The sequence below is a fragment of the Acidovorax sp. FW305-C-20-28 genome, from assembly GCF_058783375.1.
In genome coordinates this window covers 1-24,516 of record NZ_JBYSYM010000058.1, presented here as the reverse complement: position 1 = coordinate 24,516, position 24,516 = coordinate 1, and the positions used below count along the sequence as shown (strand labels likewise).

The 24,516-nt window shown below is 69.2% G+C and carries 19 protein-coding genes; 11 read left to right on the top strand and 8 right to left on the bottom strand.

Annotated features, from left to right (window positions below; translation table 11 throughout):
* Positions 1 to 167 precede the first annotated feature (167 nt).
* From gudD to AC3WOH_RS33700, 4 genes are all read right to left on the bottom strand, one after another.
* Entirely contained in the window at positions 168 to 1,517 is a 1,350-nt protein-coding gene (gudD, locus tag AC3WOH_RS33715) for a glucarate dehydratase (protein ID WP_492233689.1), read from the bottom strand.
* A gap of 171 nt (positions 1,518 to 1,688) precedes the next feature.
* The gene (locus AC3WOH_RS33710) at positions 1,689 to 2,663 is read right to left on the bottom strand and encodes a Bug family tripartite tricarboxylate transporter substrate binding protein (protein ID WP_492233690.1); all 975 of its coding nucleotides are present in this window, start codon (positions 2,661 to 2,663) and stop codon (positions 1,689 to 1,691) included.
* Between the two features lie 95 nt (positions 2,664 to 2,758).
* A complete protein-coding gene (gene kdgD / locus AC3WOH_RS33705) occupies positions 2,759 to 3,670 on the bottom strand; it encodes a 5-dehydro-4-deoxyglucarate dehydratase (protein ID WP_492233688.1) in 912 nt (303 codons plus the stop codon).
* Positions 3,671 to 3,929: 259 nt separating this feature from the next.
* Positions 3,930 to 4,919 (bottom strand): molybdopterin-binding oxidoreductase, encoded by a 990-nt coding sequence (locus AC3WOH_RS33700; protein ID WP_492233687.1) that lies wholly within the window; start codon positions 4,917 to 4,919, stop codon positions 3,930 to 3,932.
* Positions 4,920 to 5,091: 172 nt separating this feature from the next.
* Here AC3WOH_RS33700 and AC3WOH_RS33695 point away from each other — a divergent pair, with 172 nt between their 5' ends.
* Entirely contained in the window at positions 5,092 to 6,477 is a 1,386-nt protein-coding gene (locus tag AC3WOH_RS33695; protein WP_492233686.1) for a chloride channel protein, read from the top strand.
* Positions 6,478 to 6,567: 90 nt separating this feature from the next.
* The gene (locus tag AC3WOH_RS33690; protein ID WP_492233685.1) at positions 6,568 to 7,254 is read left to right on the top strand and encodes a Crp/Fnr family transcriptional regulator; all 687 of its coding nucleotides are present in this window, start codon (positions 6,568 to 6,570) and stop codon (positions 7,252 to 7,254) included.
* Positions 7,255 to 7,258: 4 nt separating this feature from the next.
* On the opposite strand, the gene AC3WOH_RS33685 is transcribed toward AC3WOH_RS33690, so the two are convergent.
* The 3 genes from AC3WOH_RS33685 to AC3WOH_RS33675 form a co-directional block, all read right to left on the bottom strand.
* Positions 7,259 to 8,947 (bottom strand): acyl-CoA synthetase, encoded by a 1,689-nt coding sequence (locus AC3WOH_RS33685; protein WP_492233684.1) that lies wholly within the window; start codon positions 8,945 to 8,947, stop codon positions 7,259 to 7,261.
* A 36-nt stretch (positions 8,948 to 8,983) separates the two neighbouring features.
* Complete coding sequence (locus AC3WOH_RS33680) at positions 8,984 to 9,757, bottom strand: nitroreductase (RefSeq protein ID WP_492233683.1); 774 nt, start codon at positions 9,755 to 9,757, stop codon at positions 8,984 to 8,986.
* 83 nt (positions 9,758 to 9,840) lie between these two features.
* Positions 9,841 to 11,076 (bottom strand): calcium:cation antiporter, encoded by a 1,236-nt coding sequence (locus AC3WOH_RS33675; protein ID WP_492233682.1) that lies wholly within the window; start codon positions 11,074 to 11,076, stop codon positions 9,841 to 9,843.
* Between the two features lie 238 nt (positions 11,077 to 11,314).
* Between AC3WOH_RS33675 and AC3WOH_RS33670 the strand changes: the two genes are divergently transcribed.
* From AC3WOH_RS33670 to AC3WOH_RS33645, 6 genes are all read left to right on the top strand, one after another.
* Complete coding sequence (locus AC3WOH_RS33670; protein WP_492233681.1) at positions 11,315 to 14,596, top strand: diguanylate cyclase domain-containing protein; 3,282 nt, start codon at positions 11,315 to 11,317, stop codon at positions 14,594 to 14,596.
* Positions 14,597 to 14,675: 79 nt separating this feature from the next.
* Positions 14,676 to 15,485 carry a hypothetical protein gene (locus tag AC3WOH_RS33665; RefSeq protein WP_492233680.1) on the top strand — a complete coding sequence of 270 codons (810 nt, stop codon included), beginning with the start codon at positions 14,676 to 14,678 and terminating at the stop codon, positions 15,483 to 15,485.
* Positions 15,482 to 15,931, top strand: a complete 450-nt coding sequence (locus AC3WOH_RS33660) for a hypothetical protein (RefSeq protein ID WP_492233679.1) — start codon at positions 15,482 to 15,484, stop codon at positions 15,929 to 15,931. The genes AC3WOH_RS33665 and AC3WOH_RS33660 overlap by 4 nt, the downstream gene beginning before the upstream one ends.
* Positions 15,932 to 15,970: 39 nt before the next feature.
* A complete protein-coding gene (locus tag AC3WOH_RS33655) occupies positions 15,971 to 16,612 on the top strand; it encodes a VOC family protein (RefSeq protein WP_492233678.1) in 642 nt (213 codons plus the stop codon).
* A gap of 32 nt (positions 16,613 to 16,644) precedes the next feature.
* Entirely contained in the window at positions 16,645 to 17,208 is a 564-nt protein-coding gene (locus tag AC3WOH_RS33650) for a DUF6891 domain-containing protein (protein ID WP_492233677.1), read from the top strand.
* An 83-nt stretch (positions 17,209 to 17,291) separates the two neighbouring features.
* The gene (locus AC3WOH_RS33645; RefSeq protein WP_492233676.1) at positions 17,292 to 18,428 is read left to right on the top strand and encodes a GntR family transcriptional regulator; all 1,137 of its coding nucleotides are present in this window, start codon (positions 17,292 to 17,294) and stop codon (positions 18,426 to 18,428) included.
* Here the strand turns inward: AC3WOH_RS33645 and AC3WOH_RS33640 are convergent.
* Positions 18,420 to 19,778 carry a class-II fumarase/aspartase family protein gene (locus AC3WOH_RS33640; protein ID WP_492233675.1) on the bottom strand — a complete coding sequence of 453 codons (1,359 nt, stop codon included), beginning with the start codon at positions 19,776 to 19,778 and terminating at the stop codon, positions 18,420 to 18,422. The genes AC3WOH_RS33645 and AC3WOH_RS33640 overlap by 9 nt on opposite strands.
* A gap of 203 nt (positions 19,779 to 19,981) precedes the next feature.
* Between AC3WOH_RS33640 and AC3WOH_RS33635 the strand changes: the two genes are divergently transcribed.
* The 3 genes from AC3WOH_RS33635 to fusA all read left to right on the top strand — a co-directional run bounded on the left by AC3WOH_RS33635 (position 19,982) and on the right by fusA (position 24,443).
* Complete coding sequence (locus tag AC3WOH_RS33635; RefSeq protein WP_492233674.1) at positions 19,982 to 21,016, top strand: porin; 1,035 nt, start codon at positions 19,982 to 19,984, stop codon at positions 21,014 to 21,016.
* Between the two features lie 14 nt (positions 21,017 to 21,030).
* A complete protein-coding gene (locus AC3WOH_RS33630) occupies positions 21,031 to 22,020 on the top strand; it encodes a Bug family tripartite tricarboxylate transporter substrate binding protein (RefSeq protein ID WP_492233673.1) in 990 nt (329 codons plus the stop codon).
* Positions 22,021 to 22,382: 362 nt separating this feature from the next.
* Entirely contained in the window at positions 22,383 to 24,443 is a 2,061-nt protein-coding gene (fusA, locus tag AC3WOH_RS33625) for an elongation factor G (protein ID WP_492233672.1), read from the top strand.
* Positions 24,444 to 24,516 lie beyond the last annotated feature (73 nt).

Below are 24,516 nucleotides of genomic sequence, written 5' to 3'. Positions count from 1 at the left end.
CGTCTTTTCTTGGCCTACCTTCTTTTGACGAAGCAAAAGAAGGTAGGTGCGCCGCCGGGCGCACATCCCGGCTCCCGTCCTTACTCAAGGCATGCAGCAACAAAAAAACCCTTCTTACACACCAGCATGCCCAGCCAGACCAGGCGGACGAACCGCCTGCCCAGCCATCACCGCACCATACAAGGCGACTTGTTATTGAACTTCCACCCCGGAATCAGGTACTGCATGGCCACCGCATCGTCGCGCGCCCCCAGGCCATGCTGCAGGTACAGCTGGTGGGCACGCTCCACCGCGTCCATGTCCAGTTCCACGCCCAGGCCGGGCTTTTGGGGCAGGTCGATGAAGCCGTTCTTGATCTGCAAGGGCTCCTTGGTCAGGCACTCGCCGTCCTGCCAGATCCAGTGCGTGTCGATCGCCGTGACGCGGCCCGGGGCGGCAGCGCCCACGTGGGTGAACATGGCCAGCGACACGTCGAAGTGGTTGTTCGAGTGCGAGCCCCAGGTCAGGCCGAAGGCCTGGCACATCTGGGCCACGCGCACCGAGCCGGCCATGGTCCAGAAGTGCGGGTCGGCCAGGGGAATGTCCACCGACTGCAGGGCCAGGCTGTGGGCCATTTCGCGCCAGTCGGTGGCCACCATGTTGGTGGCGGTGGGCAGGCCGGTGGCGCGGCGGAACTCGGCCATCACCTCGCGGCCCGAGAACACGCCTTCGGCGCCGCAGGGGTCTTCGGCATAGGCCATCACGCCGTGCAGGTCGCGCGTGATGCGGATGGCGTCCTTGAGCAGCCAGCCGCCGTTGGGGTCCAGCGTCACGCGCGCTTCGGGGAAGCGCTCGTGCAACGCACGGATGGCCTCGACCTCTTCCTCGCCGCGCAGCACGCCGCCCTTGAGCTTGAAGTCGGCAAAACCGTAGCGCTGGTACGCGGCCTCGGCCAGGCGCACGATGCCCTCGGCCGTCATGGCCTTTTCGTTGCGCAGGCGGAACCAGTCGTTGTCGGCGCCGGGCTCGGTGCGGTAGGCCAGATCGGTCTTTTCGCGGTCGCCCACATAGAACAGGTAGCCCAGCATCTGCACCGATTCGCGCTGCACGCCTTCGCCCAGCAGTGCGGCCACAGGCACGCCCAGGTGCTGGCCCAGCAGGTCCAGGAAGGCCGATTCCACCGCCGTCACCGCGTGGATGGTGATGCGCAGATCGAAGGTCTGCAGGCCGCGCCCGCCCGCGTCGCGGTCGGCGAACTGGGCGCGCATGGCGTTGAGCACGGCATTGTGGCGGCCGATGGGCTGGCCCACGATGAGGGCCCGCGCGTCTTCGATGGTCTGGCGGATCTTCTCGCCGCCAGGCACCTCGCCCACCCCGGTGTGGCCCGCGCTGTCGCGCAGGATCACCAGGTTGCGCGTGAAGAAGGGGCCGTGCGCGCCGCTCAGGTTCATGAGCATGCTGTCGTGGCCCGCCACGGGCACCACGCGCAGTTCGGTGATGACGGGGGTGCTGCTGGTAGAAGGGGTAGAGGTGGTCATGGTGGTCTTCAATTGCCAGGTCAGAAAGCGGGTCTGGTGAAAATGCGAGCAGCCTAGGCCAGGACCGCCGCGCAAGGGCCGCCCCGCCGCGCTGGCGGTGTCCCCCTTCCCGAACTACGCAGTAGTTCGGGAAGGGGGAAGGCGCGAAGCGACTCAGGGGGTTGTACCGAATCAATCAGCAGTGATTTTTCGGGTTTCGATCACTGTTTTCCAACGCGCGAATTCGCGTGCCTGGTAGGCCGTGAAGGCCTCGGGCGTGCTGGCCACGATTTCCAGGCCTTGGTCCAGCATGCGCTTCTTCACGGCGGGGTCGTTGATGGCGGCGATGGCGGCGTCCGAGAGCTTCTTCTTGAGCGCAGGCGCCAGGCCCTTGGGCGCGGCCATGCCCTGCCACGAATAGACCTCGGCACCGGCCACACCGGCCTCGGCCAGGGTGGGCACATCGGGCAGCACGGGGCTGCGCTTGTCACCCGTCACGGCAATCGCATGCAGCTTGCCGGCGCGGATGTGCTGCAGCACGGCATTCACGTTCTGGAACGAGAACTCCACCTGGCCGCCCAGCAGATCGTTGATGGCCGGCGCGCCGCCCTTGTAGGGGATGTGCAGGCCTTCGGTGCCGCTCTGCTGCCAGAACACTTCGGCCGAGAGATGGTCCGACGAACCGTTGCCCGAACTGGCGAAGCTCACCTTGCCCGGGTTGGCCTTGAGCTGGGCGATCACGTCCTTCACGGTACGGGCCTTCTGGCCGGGCGCAGCCACCAGCACATTGGGCGCCTGCACGGGCACGGTGATGTAGTCAAAATCCTTGAGCGCGTCATACGGCACGCTCTTGAGCAGGTGCGGTGCCACGACGAAGGCGCCCAGCGAGGACACGAGCAGCGTGTAGCCGTCGGCTGGCGCACGCTTGACCATGCCGGCCCCCAGCGTACCCGTGGCACCGGGGCGGTTGTCCACCACGAAGTTCTGGCCCAGCTTCTCGCCCATGTGCACGGCCATGGCACGGGCCACCATGTCGGTGGAGCCGCCCGCCGGGAAGGGCACGACGATGGTCACGGGCTTTTCAGGCCAGGCGGCGGGGGTGGCGGTCTGGGCAGAAGCGGCGAAGGCCAGGCTGCAGGCGCTGGCGACGAGCAGCAGTTTCTTCATGAACATGGTGGATGTCTCCGAAAGGTGGTGTAGGGGGTCGATGGCCCTCTGGCGGGGCCTCGTTGCAAAGAGCGTGGGGCGATAGAAAAGAAGGCTTACTGCGGGCCGAGCTTGTCGATCAGGGCCTTGAGCTGCTCCATCTCGGCGGGCTTCAAGTCCGTCAGCGGCGCCCGCACCGGGCCTGCATCGTGGCCCACCAGCTTGGCGCCGGCCTTGATGATGCTCACGCCATAGCCTTCCACCTTGTTGCGGATGTCCAGGTAAGGCATGAAGAACTCCTTGAGCAGGCGGTGCTGCGTGGCCATGTCGTCGCTCGCCACGGCCTTGTAGAACTCCATCGCGGTCTTGGGGATGAAGTTGAACACCGCAGACGAGTACACCGGCGTGCCCAGCGCCTTGTAGGCGGCTGCATACACCTCGGCCGTGGGCAGGCCGCCCAGGTAGGAGAAACGGTCACCCATCTTCATGAAGATCGAGGACATGGTCTCGATGTTGCCTACACCGTCCTTGAAGCCAATCAGGTTGGGGCAACGCTCGGCCAGGATGGCCAGGGAGTTGGCCGTCAGCTTGGTGCGGTCGCGGTTGTAGACGATGACGCCGAACTTCACGCTGTTGCAGACCGCGGCCACATGCTCGATCAGACCTTCCTGGCCGGCTTCGGTCAGGTAGTGGGGGAGCAGCAGGATGCCGTGGGTGCCCAGGCGCTCGGCTTCCTGGGCATGGGCGATGGCGGTGCGCGTGGGGCCGCCGGCACCGGCAATGATGGGCACCTTGCCGCGGCAGGTGTCCACGGCGGTCTTGACGACCTGGCCGTACTCGGGGCCCGACAAGGAGAAGTACTCGCCCGTGCCGCCGGCGGCGAACAGGGCGCTGGCGCCGTAGGGGGCCAGCCATTCGAGGCGCGCGGCATAGCCCTTGGGGTTGAAGTTGCCCTGGGCGTCGAAGTCCGTGACGGGGAAGGACAGCAGGCCGGAGCCCATGATGGATTTGAGGTCTTGCGGGGTCATGGTGGTGGGTTCGTCCAGGGGCCGTGCAGGCCAGGCCAACAGGTCGTACAAGCGGGTTTCGGAGCCCCGTTTCGCCTGCCTGTGGCAGCGATCGGAGGGTTTGCGGCACCGATCTGCGGCGCCGATGAACCAATGTTAACGATAACATTCATACAAGCTATAGGGAAAACCCGTAGTTGTGCGATAACTTGCAAATTCATCCCGCCGGCAGCGGGAACGGCGGCTGCCTGGCTCAGAGCCTGTTCAAAGTGAACAGGCGCTAAGGCGCGGCGGGCGCGGCCGCAAACACCTCGATGGCCTCGAGCCCCGAGACCGAGCGCCCCGCCTTGCCGTCGCCCACCACCACGAGCCGCGCCAGGCCGCGCGCCAGGGGTTGCCCGTCCATGCGGTAGGCGATGAGCACGCGCCGCCCGCCCAGCTCGGGGCTCATCTCGGCCAGGGAGACGAGGGCCTGGTAGCCATCGGCCCCGGTGGCCACCAGGTACATGGACTGCAGGTTGGCGCCACTGTCGCCATCAGCCTCCAGCGCGGCCGAGGTGTGCAGCAGGCTCCACAGGTCCACCCCCGTGTAGCGGCGCCCGCCCACCTCGTGCGTGACGGCCGGCAGCGCCAGCAGGGCCGCCTCGTCCAGCCGCAAGGTGTTGCCCACCGCACCCAGCACCTGCACGGCCTGCGGCGCAGTTACCCCGCTGCCCGCGCCCACCGAGCCGGAGGCACGCACCTCCAGCCGCGTGAGGCCGGCCACATAGCGGCTGCCCTGCACATCGCCCGGCGCGGTGATGCGCAGCGATGCGGGCCCGGTGGCCCCGCCCTCCTCCCCGGCCCCCGCCTCGGCATAGGCCACGATGCTGGGCGTGGCACCAAAGTCCGGGTGCAGCTCGCCCACGGAGAACACGGCGTTGTAGCCCTCGGCGCCGCTTGCCAGCACATAGCGGCCCAGGGCCGCAGCCCTTTGCCCATGGGCGTCCGTGGCCGTGGCCGACTGCAGGGCGCAGGCCTGCAGCAGCGGCCACAGGGCGGCGCCGGTGTAGCTGCGCGCCTGCGGCCCGCTGTCGTCCCGGTAGTCCACCTTCTGCTGCACCACACCCGACTGGCGCAGGTCCAGCACCGACTCGGTGGCCGGTGCCTGCACGGCGCACACCAGTTGCACGCGTGCGCCCCCATCGGCGCGGTGGGCACAGCCCTGCACCAGCCCCAGCGCGCCCAGGGCCAAGAGGGCCTGGGCAAAGGTCGTCGAAGTGCGTGGCATGGGCATGCAGGGCTCCCGTCGGCTGGAGTGGTCGTGACGCACCCATTCTGGCACCGCACTCCACCAGCCAGGCAGCGGTAGCACCTGCTTACCATCGCCGCCCCGGCATGGCTGGTTCGCTTCTTGCATCGACTGCGCACAGCCCCACCATCGGTCGCCCGCCCTTGCCCGCATGAACCACCACGAACCCGACTTCCTCGCCAACGTGCGCCAGGAGCTGAACGATGGCCGGCGCTGGCTGGACCGCACCATCGTGCTGGCCTATGCCTGCGCGGCCGGGCTGTGCGTGGTGGCCTTCACGCTGATGGCCGATGCGGCCTTCGAGCTCTTCATGCACCTCTACCGCTGGCAGGGCGGCTGGGCCGTGCTGCTGTGGATGCCCGCCGTCACGGCCGCTGTCGTCTGGGCCACGCGGCGCTGGGCTCCAGGGGCTGCGGGCTCGGGAATTCCGCAGGTGATCACGGCGCTGGACCCGGCGCTGGAAACCACCAAGCGCGGGCGCTTTGTCTCGCTGTGGCTGTCGTTCGCCAAGATCGTGCTGGCCAGCGCGGGCTTCCTGGCCGGCCTGTCCATCGGGCGCGAGGGGCCTTCGGTGCAGGTGGCGGCGGGCATCATGCACCATGCGCGGCGTTGGTTCGACCCGCGCTCGGGCATCACCGCGCATGCGCTGCTGGTGGCCGGCGGCGCGGCCGGCATCGCAGCGGCCTTCAACGCGCCACTGGCCGGCGTGGTGTTCGCGATCGAGGAGTTGTCGCGCAAGATGGAGTCGCGCAGCAGCGGCGTCATCATCGCGGCCATCGTGCTGGCGGGGCTGATGGGCGTCTCGGTGTTCGGCAACCTGAGCTACTTCGGCCGCATCCAGGTGCCGCACCTGGACTGGAGCGCCCTGCTCCCCGGCCTGTCCGTGACCCTGGCCTGCGGCGTGCTGGGCGGGCTGTTCGCCAAGCTGCTGGCGGCCTCCCTCACCGGCACCTCCGAGCGCCTGTGCCGGCTGCGTGCGCGCTTTCCGATCCGCTTTGCCGCGGGCGGTGCCCTGGTGGTCGCGGTCATCGGGCTGGTAACCGGCGGCGCCACCTTCGGCGCGGGGTCCGAGGCGGTCAAGCACATGCTGGCGGGCCAGGCCGATGTGCCGGCCGTCTACGTCACGCTCAAGTTCATTGCCACCTGGCTGTCGGCCTGGCTGGGCGTGCCTGGCGGCATCTTCGCGCCCTCGCTGTCCATCGGCGCGGGCGTGGGGCACAAGCTCGCGCTGCTATTGGGCCCGGAGATCGGCCCGGCGCTGATCGCCATGGGCATGGCGGCCTTTCTCGCGGCCGTCACCCAGGCGCCGCTCACGGCCTTCATCATCGTGATGGAGATGGTCGACGGCCACGCCATGGTGCTCAGCCTCATGGCCGCCGCCATGCTGGCCAGCCTGGTCTCGCGCATGCTGGCAAGGCCCTTGTACGAAACGCTGGCGCTGGCGATGCTGCAGTCCCTGCAGCAGCAACCGCCACAACCGCCGCCGTCGGTGGAACCAAGCCCTGCACCACCCGGTCCGGCCCGCCCCGGCGCCTGACTTCGCGCAGGCCTCGAGCCCGGGGCTTTGCCCCATTGGCGCAGCGCGCGATCTCCCGCAGAATTTCGCGGTCCCATCTGCCGCCGCGCCATGACTGCCGACTCCCTCACCCTCTTTCTCGCCCAATCGTCCTGGACGTCCAGCCTGACCACCGAAGAGGCCGCGCGCGTGCGCCGGGCCATCACGCTGCGCAGCTACCCCGCGGGCGGCGCGGTGTTCGCCAAGGGCACGCCCACGGCGCACTGGGCCGGGGTGGTGGAGGGCATGCTCAAGCTGGACAACATCACGGCCGAGGGCCGCACCAGCACCTTTGCGGGCGTGCCCTCGGGCGCCTGGTTCGGTGAAGGCTCGGTGCTCAAGGACGAGCCCCGGCCCTATGCCGTGACGGCGCTCACCGACAGCGTGGTGGCCCTGCTGCCGCGCAGCGAGTTCCTGCGGCTGCTGCACGAGAGCCACCCGTTTGCGCTGTGGCTGATCGGGCAGCTCAACGCGCGCCTGGCGCACTACGTGGCGCTGGTGCAGTCGGACCGATTGGGCGACACCACGGCACAGGTGGCGCACAGCCTGTCGGGCCTGTTCAACGACGCGCTGTTCCCCAACACCGCGCGGCGCATCACGCTCTCGCAGGAGGAGCTGGGGCGCCTGTCGGGCGTGTCGCGCCAGGTGGCCAACCGGGCGCTGCAGGAGCTGCAGGACCGCGGCGCGATCCGGCTGGGCTATGGGTCCATCGAGGTGATCGACCTGAAGATTCTGCAGGCCATCGCACGAGAAGGCTGAACGCTCAGCCTGCAGGCTCTGCCTGAATCTGCGCCAGCCGCGTGATGGCCTCGCGGCTGCCCGCGATCTCGCGCAGGCGGAACTTCTGGATCTTGCCCGTGGCGGTCTTGGGCAGGGTATCGAAGACCACCTGGCGCGGGCACTTGAAGCGCGCCAGGTGCGCGCGGCAGAAATCGATCAGCTCTTCGGCGCTGACGCTGCCCACCGCGTCGGCCTTGAGCTCCACGAAGGCGCAGGGCACCTCGCCCCAGCGCTCGTCGGGCTGGGCCACCACGGCGGCCAGCAGCACGGCGGGGTGGCGGTGCAGCACGTCTTCCACCTCCACGGACGAGATGTTCTCCCCACCCGAGATGATGACGTCCTTGGAGCGGTCGGTGATCTGCACATAGCCGTCGGGGTGCAGCACGGCGATGTCGCCGGTGTGGAACCAGCCGCCCGCAAAGGCCTTGGCCGTGGCGCCCGGGTTCTTGAGGTAGCCCTTCATCACGGTGTTGCCGCGCACCATGATCTCGCCGGCCGTCACGCCGTCGGCCGGCACGGGCTGCAGGGTGTCGGGGTGCAGCACGCGCAGGTCTTCCAGCGCCGCGGCACGCACGCCCTGGCGTGCCTGCAACTGGGCGCGCCCGGCCTCGGGCAAGGCGGCCCAGCCGGGCTGGCGCACGCAGCGCACGGGCGTGCCCGCGATCTCGGTGATGCCGTAGACATGGTCCACGTCAAAACCCATGGCGGCAATCACCTGCAGGATGGCGGCCGGCGGCGGCGAACCCGCCGTGAGCACGCGCACCGGGCGCGGCAGCGCTATGCGCTCGTGCGCAGGTGCATTGGCCAACATGGCCAGCACCGTGGGCGCGGCGCAGAAATGGTCCACGCCATGCGCGGCGATGGCCTCGAAAACCGCCTTGGCCGTGACCTTGCGCAGGCACACATGGGTGCCCGCGGCCGCCGTGACAGCCCAGGTGAAGCACCAGCCGTTGGCATGGAACATGGGCAGCGTCCACAGGTAGACGGGGTGGCGCGGCAGGGCCCAGTCGGTCATCTGCAGCAGGCTCATGAGGTAGGCGCCGCGGTGGCTGGGCACCACGCCCTTGGGGTCGCCGGTGGTGCCCGAGGTGTAGTTCAGCGCGATCGGGTCCCATTCGTCCTCGGGCCACAGGCCTTCAAAGGCGGGGTCCCCCTCGGCCAGCAGGGCTTCGTAGTCGAGGGCACCGAAGGCCGGCTGCACAGGCAGGCCCGTATCGTGGATGGCGACCACCAGGGGCGGCCGCGCCAGGCCCGCGATGGCCTGCACCGCCAGGGGCGCGAACTCGCTGTCCACCAGCAGCACGCGGGCCTCGCCATGGCCCAGGATGAAACCGATGGCCTGGGCGTCGAGCCGGCAGTTGATGGCATTGATCACCGCGCCGCACAGGGGGATGCCCAGGTGCGCCTCCAGCATGGCGGGCGTGTTGGGCGCAAGGATGGCCACGGTATCGCCGCGCTGCACGCCGCGCCTGGCCAGCGCGCTGGCCAGGCGGTAGGCGCGCTCGCGCGTCTGCGCCCAGGTCTGGGTGCTGCCGCCATGCACGACTGCGATGCCCTGCGGGTGCACCTGGGCACTGCGGTCCAGAAAGCCCAGCGGCGTGAGCGGCAGGTGGTTGGCGGGCGCCCGGTCCAGGCCGTGCTGGTAGGGGCTGCTGTGGGGGGCTTTGTGCATGGCTGTCTCCTTGGGGTAGCGTGTTGGAAGGCGTGCTCAGGCGTGGTAGGTGGTGAAGGACTCGACGCTCTCGCGCTCGGTCACCAGCGTGTTCTCGATGCGGGCCGGGTCGGCATGGCCCAGGCCCATGCCGCAGACCACCATCTCGGTGGCGGGGATGCAGAGCTCGGCGTGGATGACTTCATGGAACCGGGTGAACGCCACCTGCGGGCAGGTGCCGAGCCCGCGCGCACGGGCTGCCACCATCAGGCTCTGCAGGAACATGCCGTAGTCGAGCAGGCTGCCGGCCGCCAGGGCCCGGCTCACGGTGAAGATCAACCCCACGGGCGCATCGAAGAAGCGGTAGTTGCGGCCATGCTGAACATGCATGCGTGCCTTGTCGCCCCGGGCGATGCCAAGCAGGCCATACAGGTCCCAGCCCACCTTGCGGCGCCGGTCCACATAGGGCGAGACCCATTCGAGCGGGTAGTAGTGGTAGGGCTCGGCGAGGACTGCCGCCGCATCGGCGTCGTTGTCCACGTCGGCAATGGCCGCGCTCAGGCGCTCCCTGGCGCTGCCCATGAGCACATGCACGCGCCAGGGCTGGGTGTTCATGCCCGAGGCCGCGTGGCGCGCCACATCGAGGATGGCGTGCACCTCGGCCAGAGCCACCGGCGTGGGCAGAAAGGCGCGGACGCTGCGCCGCGAGACAATGGCCCAGTCCACCGCCTGGCGCAGCGGCCGGGCTGCAAGCGGGGCCGCGCCGGGCGAGCGATCGGGATGGCTGGGAGGGGTGCCGGAGAGGTCCGGCGGCAGGGGTGAACAGGTCATGGCGGCATGCTAGGCATGGCCGCCGTTCATGACTGTCGATGCGATGACATTCCGGGAAATCCCGGCATCCGCAAGCCCGGCCCTCAGGGCAGAAACAGCACCAACCCGAACACTGCGAACAGCGCAATGTGCATCAGCCCCTGGATCGGCGAGGTGCGCTGCCCGTTGAAGCTGAGCATCGAGAGCGCAACCGTCAGCACCGCCAGCACCACCTCGGTGCCCGACAGGCCCATGGCCATGCGCCGCCCCGTGGCCACGCCGATGAGCAGCACGGCCGGCACCGTGAGGCCCACGGTGGAGACGAAGGCGCCCAGGCACAGGTTGAGCGTGCGCTGCATGCCGTTGCCCATGGCGGCGCGCACCGCGGTGATGGACTCGGGCGTGAAGACGATGATGGCGATGAGCACCCCGCCCACGGCAGCAGGCGCACCGGCCGCGGCAATGCCGTAGTCGGTCACGATGGCCAGGTAGTGCGCCAGCAGCACGATGGGCAGCACCAGCGCCAGCAGCACCAGCGAACGCACGAACACGGCGCGCCGGCCGATGCCCGGCAGTGCCTCGGACTCCTGTGACACGGGCAGCGGCGCCGATGCCGGTACGGCCATGCTGCCGGCCGCGGGCTGGATGAAGTAGCGCCGGTGGCTGCGCATCTGCAGCCACAGAAAGGCCGCGTACAGGCCGGCCGTGAGCGCCGCCATGCCCAGCGCCTGCGGCGTGGAGAACGCACCAGCCCCGCCCAGATGGTTGGGCAGCACCATCGCCGTGCCGGTGAGCAGCGCGATCATGCTCAGGTAGGCCGTGGCGCCCTGGGCGTTGTACTCCTGGTCGCCATGGCGCGCCGAGCCTGCCACCAGGCAGATGCCGATCACCAGGTTCATGATGATCATCATCACCGCGAAGATGGAATCGCGCCCGATGGTGGAGGCCTCGCCCGGGCCGAGCAGCACCGAGGCGATCAGGATCACCTCGATGGAGACGATGGACAGCGTCAGCACCAGCGTGCCATAGGGCTCGCCCAGTTGCTGCGCGAGGTGATCCGCCTCGTGCACCACGCCGAACGAGGCCGCCAGGATGTTGGCGAACAACAGCGCGAAGGCACCGGCCGCCAGGCCCGGGCCCAGCGGCGCCGCCAGCCAGGTACCGCCCAGGGCGATGAAGAGCCCGGCCACCAGCCAGGTGCCGGCCAGCAGGGCCCAGGTGGTGGGCGCCACCAGGCGCGACGGGCCGGTGCCTGCCGCAGGCGGCACCGACGCGTGGGGAGGAAGGGGTTGCGCCGCAGCGCTGCGTGCAAAGTGGCGGGGGTTGTTCGGCCTGTCCATGTTGTCCACCGGGGGAAAACAAGGGCCGTCCCCTGGTGTCGGTACAGGGCCGAAGTCGTCCACGGCCTAGCTGGCGCAGGGCGCGCGAGCACACGCATTTTACCACAGGCGCCGCTGGCGGCCGGCATCGCCCGCACGGTGTGTGGGCCTGGGCCAGTGCGGGTTTCGGGGTTTATCCCTCCTGGCGCAGCCCCCCTCCGAGGCGTAACATGTTGTCACAGAAACCTGGGGCAATGCGATGGCCCGTACCGTGCGCGACCGGCATGCAACCACCTCCCTGGCACTGGGGGTGCTGGGCAGTGCCTTTGCCTTTGTTCTGGTTCTGCGCTCGGCCTTTCCGCAGCTGCCCCTGGGCCAGGGCGTCGCCGATGCCATGGACCCCGGCATCCACGCCGCGCTGATCCTCTTGCTGCTGGGCGCAGCGCTGTGCCTGCGCGCCTTTCCCGACACCCACCGCCCGGCCCAGGCCGCTGCCTCGATGCTGGCGCTGGCGGCCGGTCTGTACAGCGTGCTGGCCCTGTGGCGTGCGCTGGCGGGGCCCGATGCGGCCACCGCCCTGCCCGGCTTCATCACGGGCAGCAGCCTCCGCGCCCCGGGGGGGCAGCAGCTGTCGCCCAACGGCGGGGCGGCCTTCATCGCGTGCGCGATCGCCCTGTGGTGCGCTTCGCCCGCGCGCCACACGCGCCACCGGCGCGCCGGCCTGATGGCACTGGCGCTGCTGGTGGCCGTGGCCACACTTGGCCTGGCCGGCCACCTGATGGGGCTGGAGCTGCTGTACCGCGTGGCCTCGCACAACCACGTGCGCCTGAGCACCGCCGTGGCCCTGCTGGTGCTGGCAGCGGGCATCTGGCAGTTGCGCGACGGCGTCCCCATCACCCAGGCGCGCGGGCCGGAGTGGCTGGAGCGGCGCATCACCTACCGCGCCATCACCGCGCTCACCCTGGTGGCCGTGGGCGGGGGCATCGCGGGCTTTGTCGCCATGCGCGAGACCTTCGAGAAGTCGGTGCTGCAAGCCATGGAGCAGTCGGCCCGCACCTATGCACTGGCACTGGACGACGCGCTGCGCAGCAGCCTGGCCCTGTCGGCCGCGGCGGGCGACGGCCCCGCGCTGGCGCTGGCCATGGAACGCCTGAACACCGCGCCGCGCGACGCGCCGGCCAGCGAGCAGCTCGAAACGCTCATGGCCGCCTACCTGGTGGGCGGTGTGGACGGGGTGCGCTTTCTCGATGCGCGCGGCCACCTGTTGCGCAGCTCCGGCCTGTTCCTGGGCGACAACGCCCGCTCCATCGAGCCCCTGGACCTGGACGGGTCGCAACAGGCCGAGCTGCGCTGGAACGCCGGCTATGTGCTGCGCACCCTGGTGCCGGTGCGCCAGGGTGGCGCCGTGGTGGGCCAAGTGGTGATGGAGCAGAAGCTGCGCCTGTTCGACCGGCTGATGGACCAGATGCGCCGCTCCACCGAGTCGGCTGACGCGGTGGTCTGCCGCCGCCGCGCCGATGTCGCCACCTGCGCTCCCAGCCGGCTCTACCCCGCGCCCTTCACCGTGCCGCTTTGGACCGCCGCGGGCAAGCCCAGCCTGCCCATGAGCCTGGCGCTGCTGGGCCAGAGCGGCGTGAACTATGCCCGCGACCTGCGCGGCGTGCCCGTGGTGGCCGGCTACGGGCCTATCGGCAGCTACGGCCTGGGCCTGGTGCTCAAGACCGACGTCACCACACTGTACGCACCGCTGCGCGGGCAGCTGCACCTGATCGTGCTCTCGGTGCTGGGCCTGGTGGCCGCCGGCACCTGGGCGCTGCGCGGGCGCGTGCGGCCGCTCTTGGCCACGCTGGTGCAGGAGCAGCAGCGCAGCGCCGACATCCTGAACACCGCGGGCGATGCCTTCGTCGCCGTGGGCGCCGATGGCCGCGTGACCGACTGGAACCCCGAGGCCGCGCGCATGTTCGGCTGGAGCGCGGCCGAGGCCATCGGCCGGGACATGGTGACCCTGATGGGGCCGCGCATTCCCCCGCATGCACCGCTCACCGACTATGCCCAGCTGGTGGACCTGGGTCGCAGCCTGGCCGCGGGCCGCCCCACCGAGCTGCTCGGCCGCCACCGCAATGGCAGCGAGGTGCCGGTGGAGATGATGATGACCGTGCAGGCTACCCCCGCCGGCCCGGTGGCCAACGCCTTTCTGCGCGACATCCGTGCGCGCCGCGAGGCCGAGCAGCGCCTGGCGCGCAGCGAGCAGCGGCTGCGCGACGTGCTGTGCAACCTGCCGGCCGTGGTCTGCCACTTCGATGCCCGCCAGCGCTGCCTGTTCGCCAACGACTACGCACTGCAGTCGCGCGGGCTGATCGCGCGCCCGCAGGTCGGCCTGTACGCGCAGGAGCTGCTGGGCGATGTGCAGTACGCACTGCACCTGCCCTACCTGATGGAGGCGCTGGCCGGCCGGCGCGCCCAGTTCGAAGGCTGCATCGACCATGAGGGCACGCCCCGCCACCTGCAAAGCCACCTGATCCCCGAGTTCGACGGTGGCACCGGCGAGGGCGAGGGCAGCGCACCGTCGACCGTGGTGGGTTTCTACCTGATGTCCTTCGACGTCACCGCCCTCAAGGAACTGCAGCTGCGCCAGGAACGCACCGAGCGGCGGCTGCGCGCCATTGCCGACAACCTGCCGGTGATGATCACCTACATCGACTGCGCGCACCGGCTGCAGTTCCTCAACCACACCTTCGAGGAGTGGACCGGCATCCCCATCGAGCAGGCGCTGGGCAAGCCGCTGCCCGACGTGATCGGCCCGGCCCTGTACGCCCAGCGCGTGGAGCCCCTGCGCCGCGCGCTCACGGGCCAGCGTGTGCAGTTCGAGGTCGAGTCCGAGGCCATGGGTATGCGCCGCATCCTGCAGACCGACTACATCCCCGACATGCTGGCCGTGGGCGAGGTGCTGGGCATCTACACGCTGACCACCGACGTGACCGCGATCCGCCAGTCCGAGCGCCGCATGCAGGAGCTGGCCATGACCGACACGCTGACCGGCGTGGCCAACCGGCGCCAGTTCGACATCCGGCTGGCCGCCGCGCTGCAGGCCAGCCGGGTCGCGGGCACCGGCATGGCGCTGATGTTCCTGGACATCGACCACTTTAAGGCCATCAACGACACCTGGGGCCATGCGGCCGGCGACGCGGCCCTGGTCGCCATGGCCGAGCGCCTGCAGGGCGCCGTGCGCAGCACGGACTTCCCGGCGCGCATTGCGGGCGACGAATTCGCCGTGGTGCTGCCCCATCTGTCGTCGTGCGACGAGGCCCAGACCGTGGCCCACAAGGTGTTGCACGCCATCCGCGAGCCCCTGCCGCAGCTGCAGCACAACATGCCCCGGCAGATGAGCGCCAGCATCGGCGTGGCCTACCTCGCCCCCGGCGACCATCCCGTACGCCCCACCGACCTGCTGCTGGCCGCCGACCGCGCCCTGTACTCGGCCAAGCACGGCGGGCGCGACGCCTGCGCGGTGCACCAGGTGGATCTGCGGGAGCTGGGGTGACAGGGGCAGGCCCCGCCACCGGGGTGCCGGCGGCCCGGCGCCGCAGCCCGATAATGGGGGCCCACAACCCCAACACCCCATGCGCCCAGGCTGGAACCCCGTTCGACGCAACCGGAACATCGGCACCCCGGCCCAGGGCCATGGGGAGAACAACCGGCTCACCATCCCCGAATCGTGGCACGACCGCAGCGTCTACTACGAGCGCCTGGGCGACTGCCCCACCTTCACCCAGCGCATCAACGGACACTATCTGAGGTTCTTTGTCGAACCCACCCGCACCGGCTGGTTCCACCCCTGCTCGGTCGAAGACGCGATGGAGGTCCTTTCGCACGTGCCGGCCCAGGACCTCGCGATCCTCGACTTCATCGTGATGCGCCAGCCCACGCGCAAGCAGCGCCTCCTCAGGCCCGTGTGGGCGCGCGCAGTGTTCGCGTTCGAGAAGGCGCCCCATGCCGGCACCGCCATCGTGCTCGAAGCCCAACACCTGGGCACCACCGTCTGGCGCAACGCACTGGACCCGCAAGACCAGCGCGAGCTGGACAGACTGCAGGCCGATGGCCACCAGATCCGCAAGAACCGGCGCAGCATCACCATCGCCCCCACCGCAGCCAGCCTGCGCAACACCGTGCTGTACCGCACTCTGCTGCACGAACTGGGCCACCATGTGGACTACCGGCGGTTCACGGGCGAGGAATGGGACAGCCGCCCCTCGGCACAGAAGGAAGACTTTGCGCACCGCTACGCTGCCGAGCAGATGGGGCTGCTGCGACAGTCGGGCGTGGCGCCCTTCGGCCCGCAGCCGAACAACGCCCTGCGGCAAGCGCATGGGTTGAAGGACGGATGGTTCTGTGCCACGGGTGAACACGACCAGCGTGAAAGGCCGGAGTGAACGGTTCCACCATCTATGACGCCAACGGGCCGATCAACGCGCCGGCGTGGCGCGCACTGGACGGTGCCGAGCGGATACGCGCCGTGGTGCATTTTCACGTGCAACACGGCATAGCGGTTTCGCACCTCAAATGGCATGCACTGATGCATGTCAATGTCGAGAACATGCTCCTGCCAGCGCGCAGCCCGATGGCGCGTGCACTGGAACGGCTGCGACAGCAAGGTGTCAGTCGCCACGACGCCATCCACACATTTGCTGCGGTCACGCTCGCCCATCCGGTGGACGACCTCACGGGAGACCCCAGGCTGTCTCCCCGCGAAAGGCAGCTGGCTTTCAACAGCGCCATCAATGCACTCACACGGCAGCAGTGCCATGGCTACGTGGACAGGGCTCGGCGACTCTTCAACCTCCACTTGTCGTTTGATCGGGACCTTTCCAACACATAGAGATCCTCGTTGCTGCAGCCAACACTCCACAGCTTCGCCATGCCAACCCTCGACCACCTGACCGTCATTGCCCCCACGCTCGCCGATGGCGTGGCCCATGTGCACACATGCCTGGGCATCGACATGCCGTTTGGCCGCCAGCACCCCGACATGGGCACGCACAACCACCTGCTCAAGCTGGGCGAGGATGTGTACCTGGAGGTCATCGCCATCGACCCGGCGGCCCCACGACCGGCGCATGCGCGCTGGTTCGGGCTGGACGATCAGGCGGCGGTGCAGCAGGCGTGGAACAGCGGCCTGCGCCTGCGCGGCTGGGTGGCGCGCACGCAGCAGATGGATGCGCTGCTCGCGCAGCACGGGTCATTGCTGGGCCGCAAGACGCAGTTGTCCGCGGGCACGGCGCCGCCCTACTTCTTTGCCATTCCGCCGGGTGGTGCGCTGCCACTGGCTGGTGTGGCACCGTCGGTGATCGACCGGGGCACACGCCCGCCGCCAATTGCCGCGATGCCGGACCTGGGCGCACGGCTGCTGCGCTTCACCATCGAGCACCCGGACCCTGCCATGGTGCGGGACCTGTATGCCGCCCTGGAGATCGTGAAGGCGCCCGAGGTGCAGAAGGGCGATACTGTGCGCTACCGCGCGGAGATCGATACGCCCGGCGGACTGAAAACCCTGTACTGAATTGCCCCCCACACTCCCACCAGGAACCCCGCATGCCACTCGACGCCGACGCCCTCACCGAAATCCAGGCCCTGGTGCGCGGCGGCTTCGAGGACCGTGAGCGCATTGTCGAAATCCTTACGGAAGAGATGTACGCGCCAGGCGAGCTCGACGCCAATGCGGTCGAGCAGGCCGTGGATGCCGCAATGCACGCGCATGAGCAGGCCAAGAAAAGCTGGCCCGCCACCACCGACTGCGACCGGCTCGATGCCGCTTTCGAGGCGCTCGCCCAGCGCGGCGTGATCGCGCTGCACAACGCGGGCTACACGCAGAGCGACGGCTACAGCGATGTGCGGGAAGCCCATGCGGACGCGCCGGACCCGGGCCGCATCGTGGGCTACTGCTTCTACCACGGCCAGGACCTGGCGCGCGCGGTGGACGGCGGTGGACTGTTCCTGGCCTTTGGCCCGATGGATGCCCGCACCGAAGAGACCGAGGGCCCACGCATCGGTCGGATCATCACCGAAGCGCTCCAGCACGCGGGGCTGCAGGTGCAATGGGACGGCACCTTTAAGCAGCGCATCCACATGGCGGACTTTGACTGGAAGCGGCGCTGAGGCTTTGTATCACCGGCCAGTGCCTGCCGATGTGAGCACAGCGCGGGCGCACCGTGCAATTTGTGGTGTATTGTATTGACACCATGCGCAGCACCGCCAGCTCCCCGCCCGACCTCGAACAGTTCCTCGACCAACTGGCCCACGAGGCCCGCCCCGGCGACCGGCTGCCCACCATCCGCGAGCTGATGAAGCGCTTTGGCGCCTCGCAGATGCTGGTGCAGCGCGCCTTCCAGGGCCTCAAGGACCGGGGCCTGATCGATTCGCAGGTGGGCCGGGGCACCTATTTCCGCGGTGCGGGCGCCCGCCCGCCCGCGGCCGCGCCGGCCGAGGGCGAACCACAACGCCCCCGGGTCGCACCCGCCAGCCAGACGCAGTCCGGCGTCAAATCCGTGCTGCTGCTGCGCCGCTCCATCAGCATCGCGCGCGGGCGGGTGCTTGTGGAGGACCTGCAGCGCCGGCTGGCGGCCGAAGGGCACAGGGTGCTGGAGCTGTCGTACACCGACCCCGACCATGCGCTCACCGTGCTCAAGGGCCTGCCGCGTTTTGATGCCTGCGTGGTGCAGTCCACCTTCAAGGCCATCCCCATCGCCCTGCTGGCCGCGCTGCGCGACAAGTGCGAGGTGCTGGCCGTGGATGGCGCAGCACTGGTGGGCGCCGACGTGGAGGCCGTGGGCACCGAATGGGGCGAGCCGCTGGCCGCCGCCATCGAGCAGCTGGTGCAGCAAGGCCACCGTCGCATCGCCTATGCCACCACGGCGCACCCCTTTCTGGCCACCCAGCTCGGGCGGCGGCGCTTTGAATCGCTGCAGCACACCCTGCCCGGCGTGGAGCTGACCGAGATCACGCAAGACCTGCTGCCGCACGAGGACTACACCACGCGGCTGGTGCAGCAGCTGCAGGCCAGTGCCGAAGCCACCGGCGCCCTGCCCTTCACCGCGCTGGTGGCCTGGGGCATCGAGGACGGAGCCCTCTTCCAGCGCCTGCTGGCCCAGGCCGGCATCGCCGTGCCCGCGCGGCTGAGCGTGGTGCTGCTGGGCCGCACCGACCTGGCCAACGAGCATGCCGACTTCTTCGACGTGGTGGGCTGCAGCGTGGCCGACCAGGTGCAGGCGCTGCATGGCGCCATTGCCGCGCGCTGGGCCGATGGCGACCGGCCCTACGGCGTGCACCTCACGCCCGTGGCGCGGCGCGCGGGTGCATCGGTGGCGGCGCTAGCCTGAGCAGCCAGGCGCCACACGCGCCACGGTCTGCGCCGTGAGCGCGGCCGATTCGCCCACATAGGCCGCCGCATCCAGCGCCTGCAGCAGGTCGGCCGGTAGTGCACGGCCCTCGAACGGCGGCAGCGCACGGATCGCCTCCACAAAGGGCAGCCCCTCGGACTGCGCGCGCTGCGCCGCCGCGTAGAGCAAACGGTGCGCCTCGTGTCGGCCCATGCGCTGGGTCAGCCGCATCATCACGGCTTCCGACGCGATCAGCCCCTGCGTGAGCCCCAGGTTGCGCGCCATGGCCTCTTCATCCACCACCAGCCCGCGCGCCAGGCGCGCCAGCGTTTCGGCCAGCGAGGTGGCGATGATGGCGACCTCGGGCAGCAGGGTGTCGGCCACATTGGTGGCTGATGAGTCGCCCTCGTCCATGCGCACCATGGTGTCCTGCGCGGCCTGGGTGCGCGTGCGCAGCATGCGCGCCAGGCTCACCAGTTGCAAGGCGGTGGAGGGGTTGCGCTTTTGCGCCATGGTGGAGCTGCCCACCTTGCCCAGGTGGAAGGCCTCGGCCACCTCGCCGATCTCGGTGCGCTGCAAAAAGACCAGGTCCTGCGCGATCTTCTGCGCCGTGCCAGCCAGCAAGCCCAGCGCCGCCACATAGTCGCCCACCCGGTCGTAGGACGAGCGCAGCGGCATGGCCGCCGGCTGCAGGCCCAATTGCGCGGCCAGCCGCGCCTGCACCGCAGGCCCCAGCGGCCCCGTGGCGGCAAAGGTGCCGATGGCGCCGCCCATGCTGGCGGGGAACGAGGCGGCCAGCCGCTCGGCCAGGCGCTGGCGGCCGCGGCCGAGCTCGTCCACCCAGCCCGCGAGCTTGAAGCCCAGCGTCATGGGCAGCGCATGCTGGCCATGCGTGCGCCCGGCCATGGGCGTGGCCTGGTGCGCCAGGGCCAGCGCGGCCAGCGTGTCGATGGCCGCATCCAGGTGCCCCGCCAGCAGTGCATGCGTGCGCCGCATCTGCAAGGCGCTGGCGGTGTCGAAGATGTTCTGCGTGGTCGCGCCCCAGTGGATGTAGCCGGCCGCCGGCTCGCCGCACAGTTGCTCGAAGCGGTGCAGCACCGGCACCAGCGGGTGCTGGGCAAAGGCAATCGCCTCGGCCAGCTGCGGCAGGTCGAACAGCTCGGCGCGCGCATAGGCGGCGATCACCGGTGCCGCCTCGGGCGGGATCACGCCCAGCTCGGCCTGGGCGCGGGCCAGCGCGGCCTCCACATCCAGCCAGGCCTGCAGGGTGGCCGTGTCGCTCCACAAGGCCTTGGCCTCGGCATTGAACCAGTGGCCCGTGATGAAGGATTCGAACATTCCTACCGCCATGTGTGCTCCGTTCATACAACCTAGGGTATGTCCCTGGATTGCATTTGTATTGCATTGATTTGTCTATGAAGCGACTCCAAAGCTGATACCAGCTTGGCCACCTCTTCGCATCGATTGAATTGCATTGTATTGCACAATTCAAATTCAATACATACAATTTGCCCGTCAGCCACAAACCCCATCCAATCGGAGACAGAACCACCATGACGCGGCATTCCCCCGCAGGCACCCTTGCCTGCCCCACCCCCTCCCTCGCCCTGCTGCTGGCCCTGGCCGGCAGCCTGGGCACCCACAGCGCGGTGCAGGCGCAGTCCTCGCTCACCATCTACGGCATCGTCGACCAGGGCCTGGCGCGCGCCAACGGCGGCACCACGCCGGGCGCGCTGCTGCCCGGCCGCGGCGTGACGCCGCTGGTGTGGACGCTCAAGGCCGGCAACACCTCGCGCCTGGGCTTTGCGGCACGCGAGGACATGGGCGGCGGCCTGTATGCGCGCTTTCAGCTCGAGCACCGCTTTGCCGCCGACACCGGCGCGCCCAGCAATGCCAGCGTGTACTGGCTGGGCCGCTCGGTGGTGGCCGTGGGCAGCAAGGACTGGGGCGAGGTCTATGCCGGCCGCGAATACTCGGCCGCCTATACCGTGGCGCTGAACGCCGACCCCACCTACTGGAGCTATGTGAGCCAGCTCGGCTCGGCCTACACCTACGCCAACTACACGCCAGTGGCCGCCACGGTGGAGGCCTCCAACATCCGCTGGGCCAACACGGTCGGCTACAAGTCGCCCACCATCGCGGGCGTGAGCGCCGAGATCGCCGCCGCCCTGGGCGAGGGCACGCGCAGCAACGCCACCTCGGGCAACCTGCAGTACAAGAATGGCCCGGTGTGGCTGGGCGCCGCGTTCGACCGGCTCGACGCCAGCACGCACATGGAACTGGTGGCGGGCGGCTACGATTTCGGGGTGGTGCAGGCCAAGGCCAGCGTCAGCCGCGCCAAGGGCGGGCTCAACGGCGATGCCACGGCCTACAGCGTCTCGGCCCTGGTGCCCCTGAGCTTTGGCCGCACCTACATCATGTATGGCAGCCTCAAGCCCGCAACGAGTCTCGATTCGCAGATGATCGGCCTGGGCCTGCAATACGACCTGAGCAAGCGCACCCTGCTCTACACCAACCTGGGCACGGCCAAGCGCGACGGGCTCACCCGCACCACGGCGATCGATGTCGGCGTGAAGCACACGTTCTGAGCAGGAGGCACGCCATGCAACGCAGACAACTCCTGAGCCAAGCCGGTGCCGCACTCGCCACCCTGGCCACCGGCCTGGCCCGCGCCCAGGGTGACAGCAGCAGCAACAACAGCAAGCCCATCTCGCTCATCGTGGGCTACTCGGCCGGCGGCAGCGCCGACCTGGTGGCGCGCATCGTGGGTGCCGAGCTGGGCAAGCGCCTGGCGCGCACCGTCATCATCGAGAACGTGGCCGGCGCCAGCGGCATGCTGGCCGCGCAGCGCGTGCTCAATGGACCCACCGATGGCAGCCTGCTCTACATGGGCGGCACCGACACGGTGGTCGTGCCCATGGTCAACGCCAAGGTCAAGCTCGACTGGGACAACGACCTGGTGCCCGTGGGCCGCATGAGCACCGTGCCCATGGTCTTCGCCGTGCCCAAGGCGGCACCCTATGCCAGCCTGGCCGACCTGGTGGCCGCGCTGCGCAAGGGCGGCAAGGACAGCATCAACTTCGCCACGCCGGGCATCGGCACCATGCAGCACCTGTACGGCGCGCTCATCAACAAGCAGGCCAAGGTCGCCATGCTGCACGTGCCCTACCGCGGCGGCACGCACATCACCAACGACCTGGTGGGCGGCCAGGTGGACAGCGCCATGCTGGTGCTCTCCACCGCCATGCCCTTCCTCAAGGACGGCAAGATCAAGGCCCTGTCGGTGTCCGACACCGTGCGCGTACCGCAGCTGCCCGACGTCAAGCGCATCGGCGAGGAAGACGGCTTCACCGGCATGGCCCTGCCACTGTGGCAGGGCCTGTTCCTCAAGGCCGGCACGCCCGCCGCCACCGTGTCCGCGTACGACAAGGCCCTGAAGGAAACCCTGGCCCTGCCCGAGCTGCGCCAGAAGCTGACGGACGCAGGCATCACCGTGGCGCCGATGGCCGGGCCCGAGTTCAAGGCCTTCATCAAGCCGCAGGCTGCGTTGTACCGGGACATTGTGACCAGCTCGAAGATCACGATGGAGTAACGACCGCGGCGCGGCCAGGCCGCGGACCGTTTCGTTTGCGCAAGGCACTGCACTCTCCTGGTGGCTTTGGTGGTGCCTTGGTCGCCATGGCGGGCTGTGTCAGGTTCCGATGGGGCCCTTCCACCATGCCCGCCAGTTTTTTTCCCAGCGGCTGGCCATAGCAGCTGGGCTTTGGTCTGTACACGCTGGCAACAAGGGGGCGGTCAACGCGGCATGCATGCCGGTCAGGTCGTGGAAGTCGGCGGCGCAATCCACTTGCACCAGCGCGGTCAATCCCGTACGCTGGCTCGACATCCACACGCAACGCTTGAGCCCTTTCAGGCCGCCGGGTCGGTCTTACGGGCGCGCAAAGGAGTCCAGCCATGCCAAACCGCTCGAACGGCCTCGCGGCCGAAATGCAATCCGTGCGAACGCTGGCGCTCGTGGGCGCTGCGGCCGCGGGCAAGAGTTCGCTCGCCGAGGCCCTGTTGTACAAGGCGGGGGCCATCGGAGCGTGCGGCAGCATCGAGCGCGGCAGCACCGTCAGCGACCACGACCCGCTGGAGCGCCGCATGCAGCACTCGCTCAATGCATCGGTGATGCACCTCACGCATGCCAATACGCGCATCCACTTGATCGACACGCCCGGCGGCCCCGACCTCCTTGGCCAGAGCATGCCGGCGCTGGAGGCGGTCGAGACGGCAGCGGTGGTCATCAATGCCGCCACCGGCATCGAACCGATGGCGGTGCGCATGATGGCGTACGCCGCCTCGCGCCGCCTCGCCCGCATGATCATCGTCACCAAGACCGACGCGCAGGGCGTCTCGCTGACGGGCCTGTTGGCCGACATCCAGGCGACCTTTGGCCGCGAATGTCTGCCGCTGAACCTGCCCGACAGGGTCGGCAGGCGGGTCGTGGACTGCTTTTTCAACCGTTTCGGGCAGTCTGACTTCGGCCCCGTCGAAGCGGCGCACCGCGCGCTGGTGGAGCAGGTCGTCGAGGTCGACGCGGCCTTCGTCGACCGCTACCTCGAAGACGGCGACATGGATCCGGCCGAGCTGCACGCGCCGCTCGAACAAGCACTGCGCGAAGGTCACCTGATCCCGGTGTGCTTTGTTTCGTCGCGCAGCGGCGCCGGCGTGGCCGAGCTGCTGGATGTGATCGTCAAGCTCCTGCCCGATCCAACCGAAGCCAACCCGCCGAGCTTCATCGCTGGCGAGGGCGCAGAGGCCATGCCCATGGAGGCCAAGCCTGACCCGACGCTGCACGTGCTGGCGCATGTGTTCAAGGTCACGATCGACCCCTTTGTCGGCAAGATGGGCATCTTCCGCGTGCACCAGGGCACGGTCACGCGCGACAGCCAGCTTTACATCGGCGATGGCCGCAAGCCCTTCAAGGTGGGGCATCTGTTCATGCTCCAGGGCAAGGACCATGTCGAGGTGTCGCACGCGGTGCCGGGCGACATCGTGGCGGTGGCCAAGGTCGACGAGATCCATTTCGATGCCGTGCTGCACGATGCGCAGGAAGACAGCCATGTGCATCTCGCGCCGCTGGCGTTTCCGGTACCGGTGTACGGCCTGGCCGTGGAGCCCAAGCGCCATGGTGACGAGCAGCGCGCCTGGGAGATCCTCGGCAAGCTCGCGGCAGAAGACCCGTGCTTGCGCATCGAGCACGTGGCCGCGACCAATGAGACGGTTCTTTACGGGCTTGGCGAACTGCACCTGCGCATCGTGCTCGAACGCCTGCGCGAGGTCTACCGCTTCGAGGTCCAGACGCGGCCACCGCGCATCGCCTACCGCGAGACCGTGACCGCGCCAGCCGAGGGCCACCACCGCCACAAGAAGCAGAGCGGCGGCGCCGGCCAGTTCGCCGAAGTCTTCCTGCGCATCGAGCCGCTCGCGCGAGGCGCGGGCTTCGAGTTCGCCGACGAAGTCAGGGGCGGCACGATCCCGGGCCAGTTCATCCCCGCCGTCGAGAAAGGCGTGCGCGAGGTGCTGGCGAGCGGCGCGATCGCCGGCTACCCCGTGGTCGATGTGCGCGTTGTGGTGTACGACGGCAAGCACCACAGCGTGGACAGCAAGGACATCGCCTTTGCGACCGCCGGCCGCAAGGCCTTCATGGCGGCGATCCGCGAAGCCCGGCCGGCCGTACTCGAGCCCATCGTCCAGGTCGAGATCTCCGTGCCCGAGCATTCCGTTGGCGACGTCACCAGTGACCTGTCGTTGCGGCGCGGGCTGGTCACCGGCACATCGGGCCTGGAGGCCGGCACGGTGGCCATCGGCGGGCAGGTGCCCGAGGCTGAGATGGCCAACTACCAGTCGCGGCTCAATGCGATGACCAGCGGCCAGGGCCGCTACACCATCGCGTTGTCGCACTACGAGGCCGTGCCGCCGGCCGTCCAGCAGACGCTGACGGTGCAGTACCGGGTGCACGAAGAGGACTAGCAGGCTGTTGAAATTCACCGCTTGCCACCGAAAGCCCCCCGCTTTAAGTTGCAGGCGCTCAGCAGACGGCTTG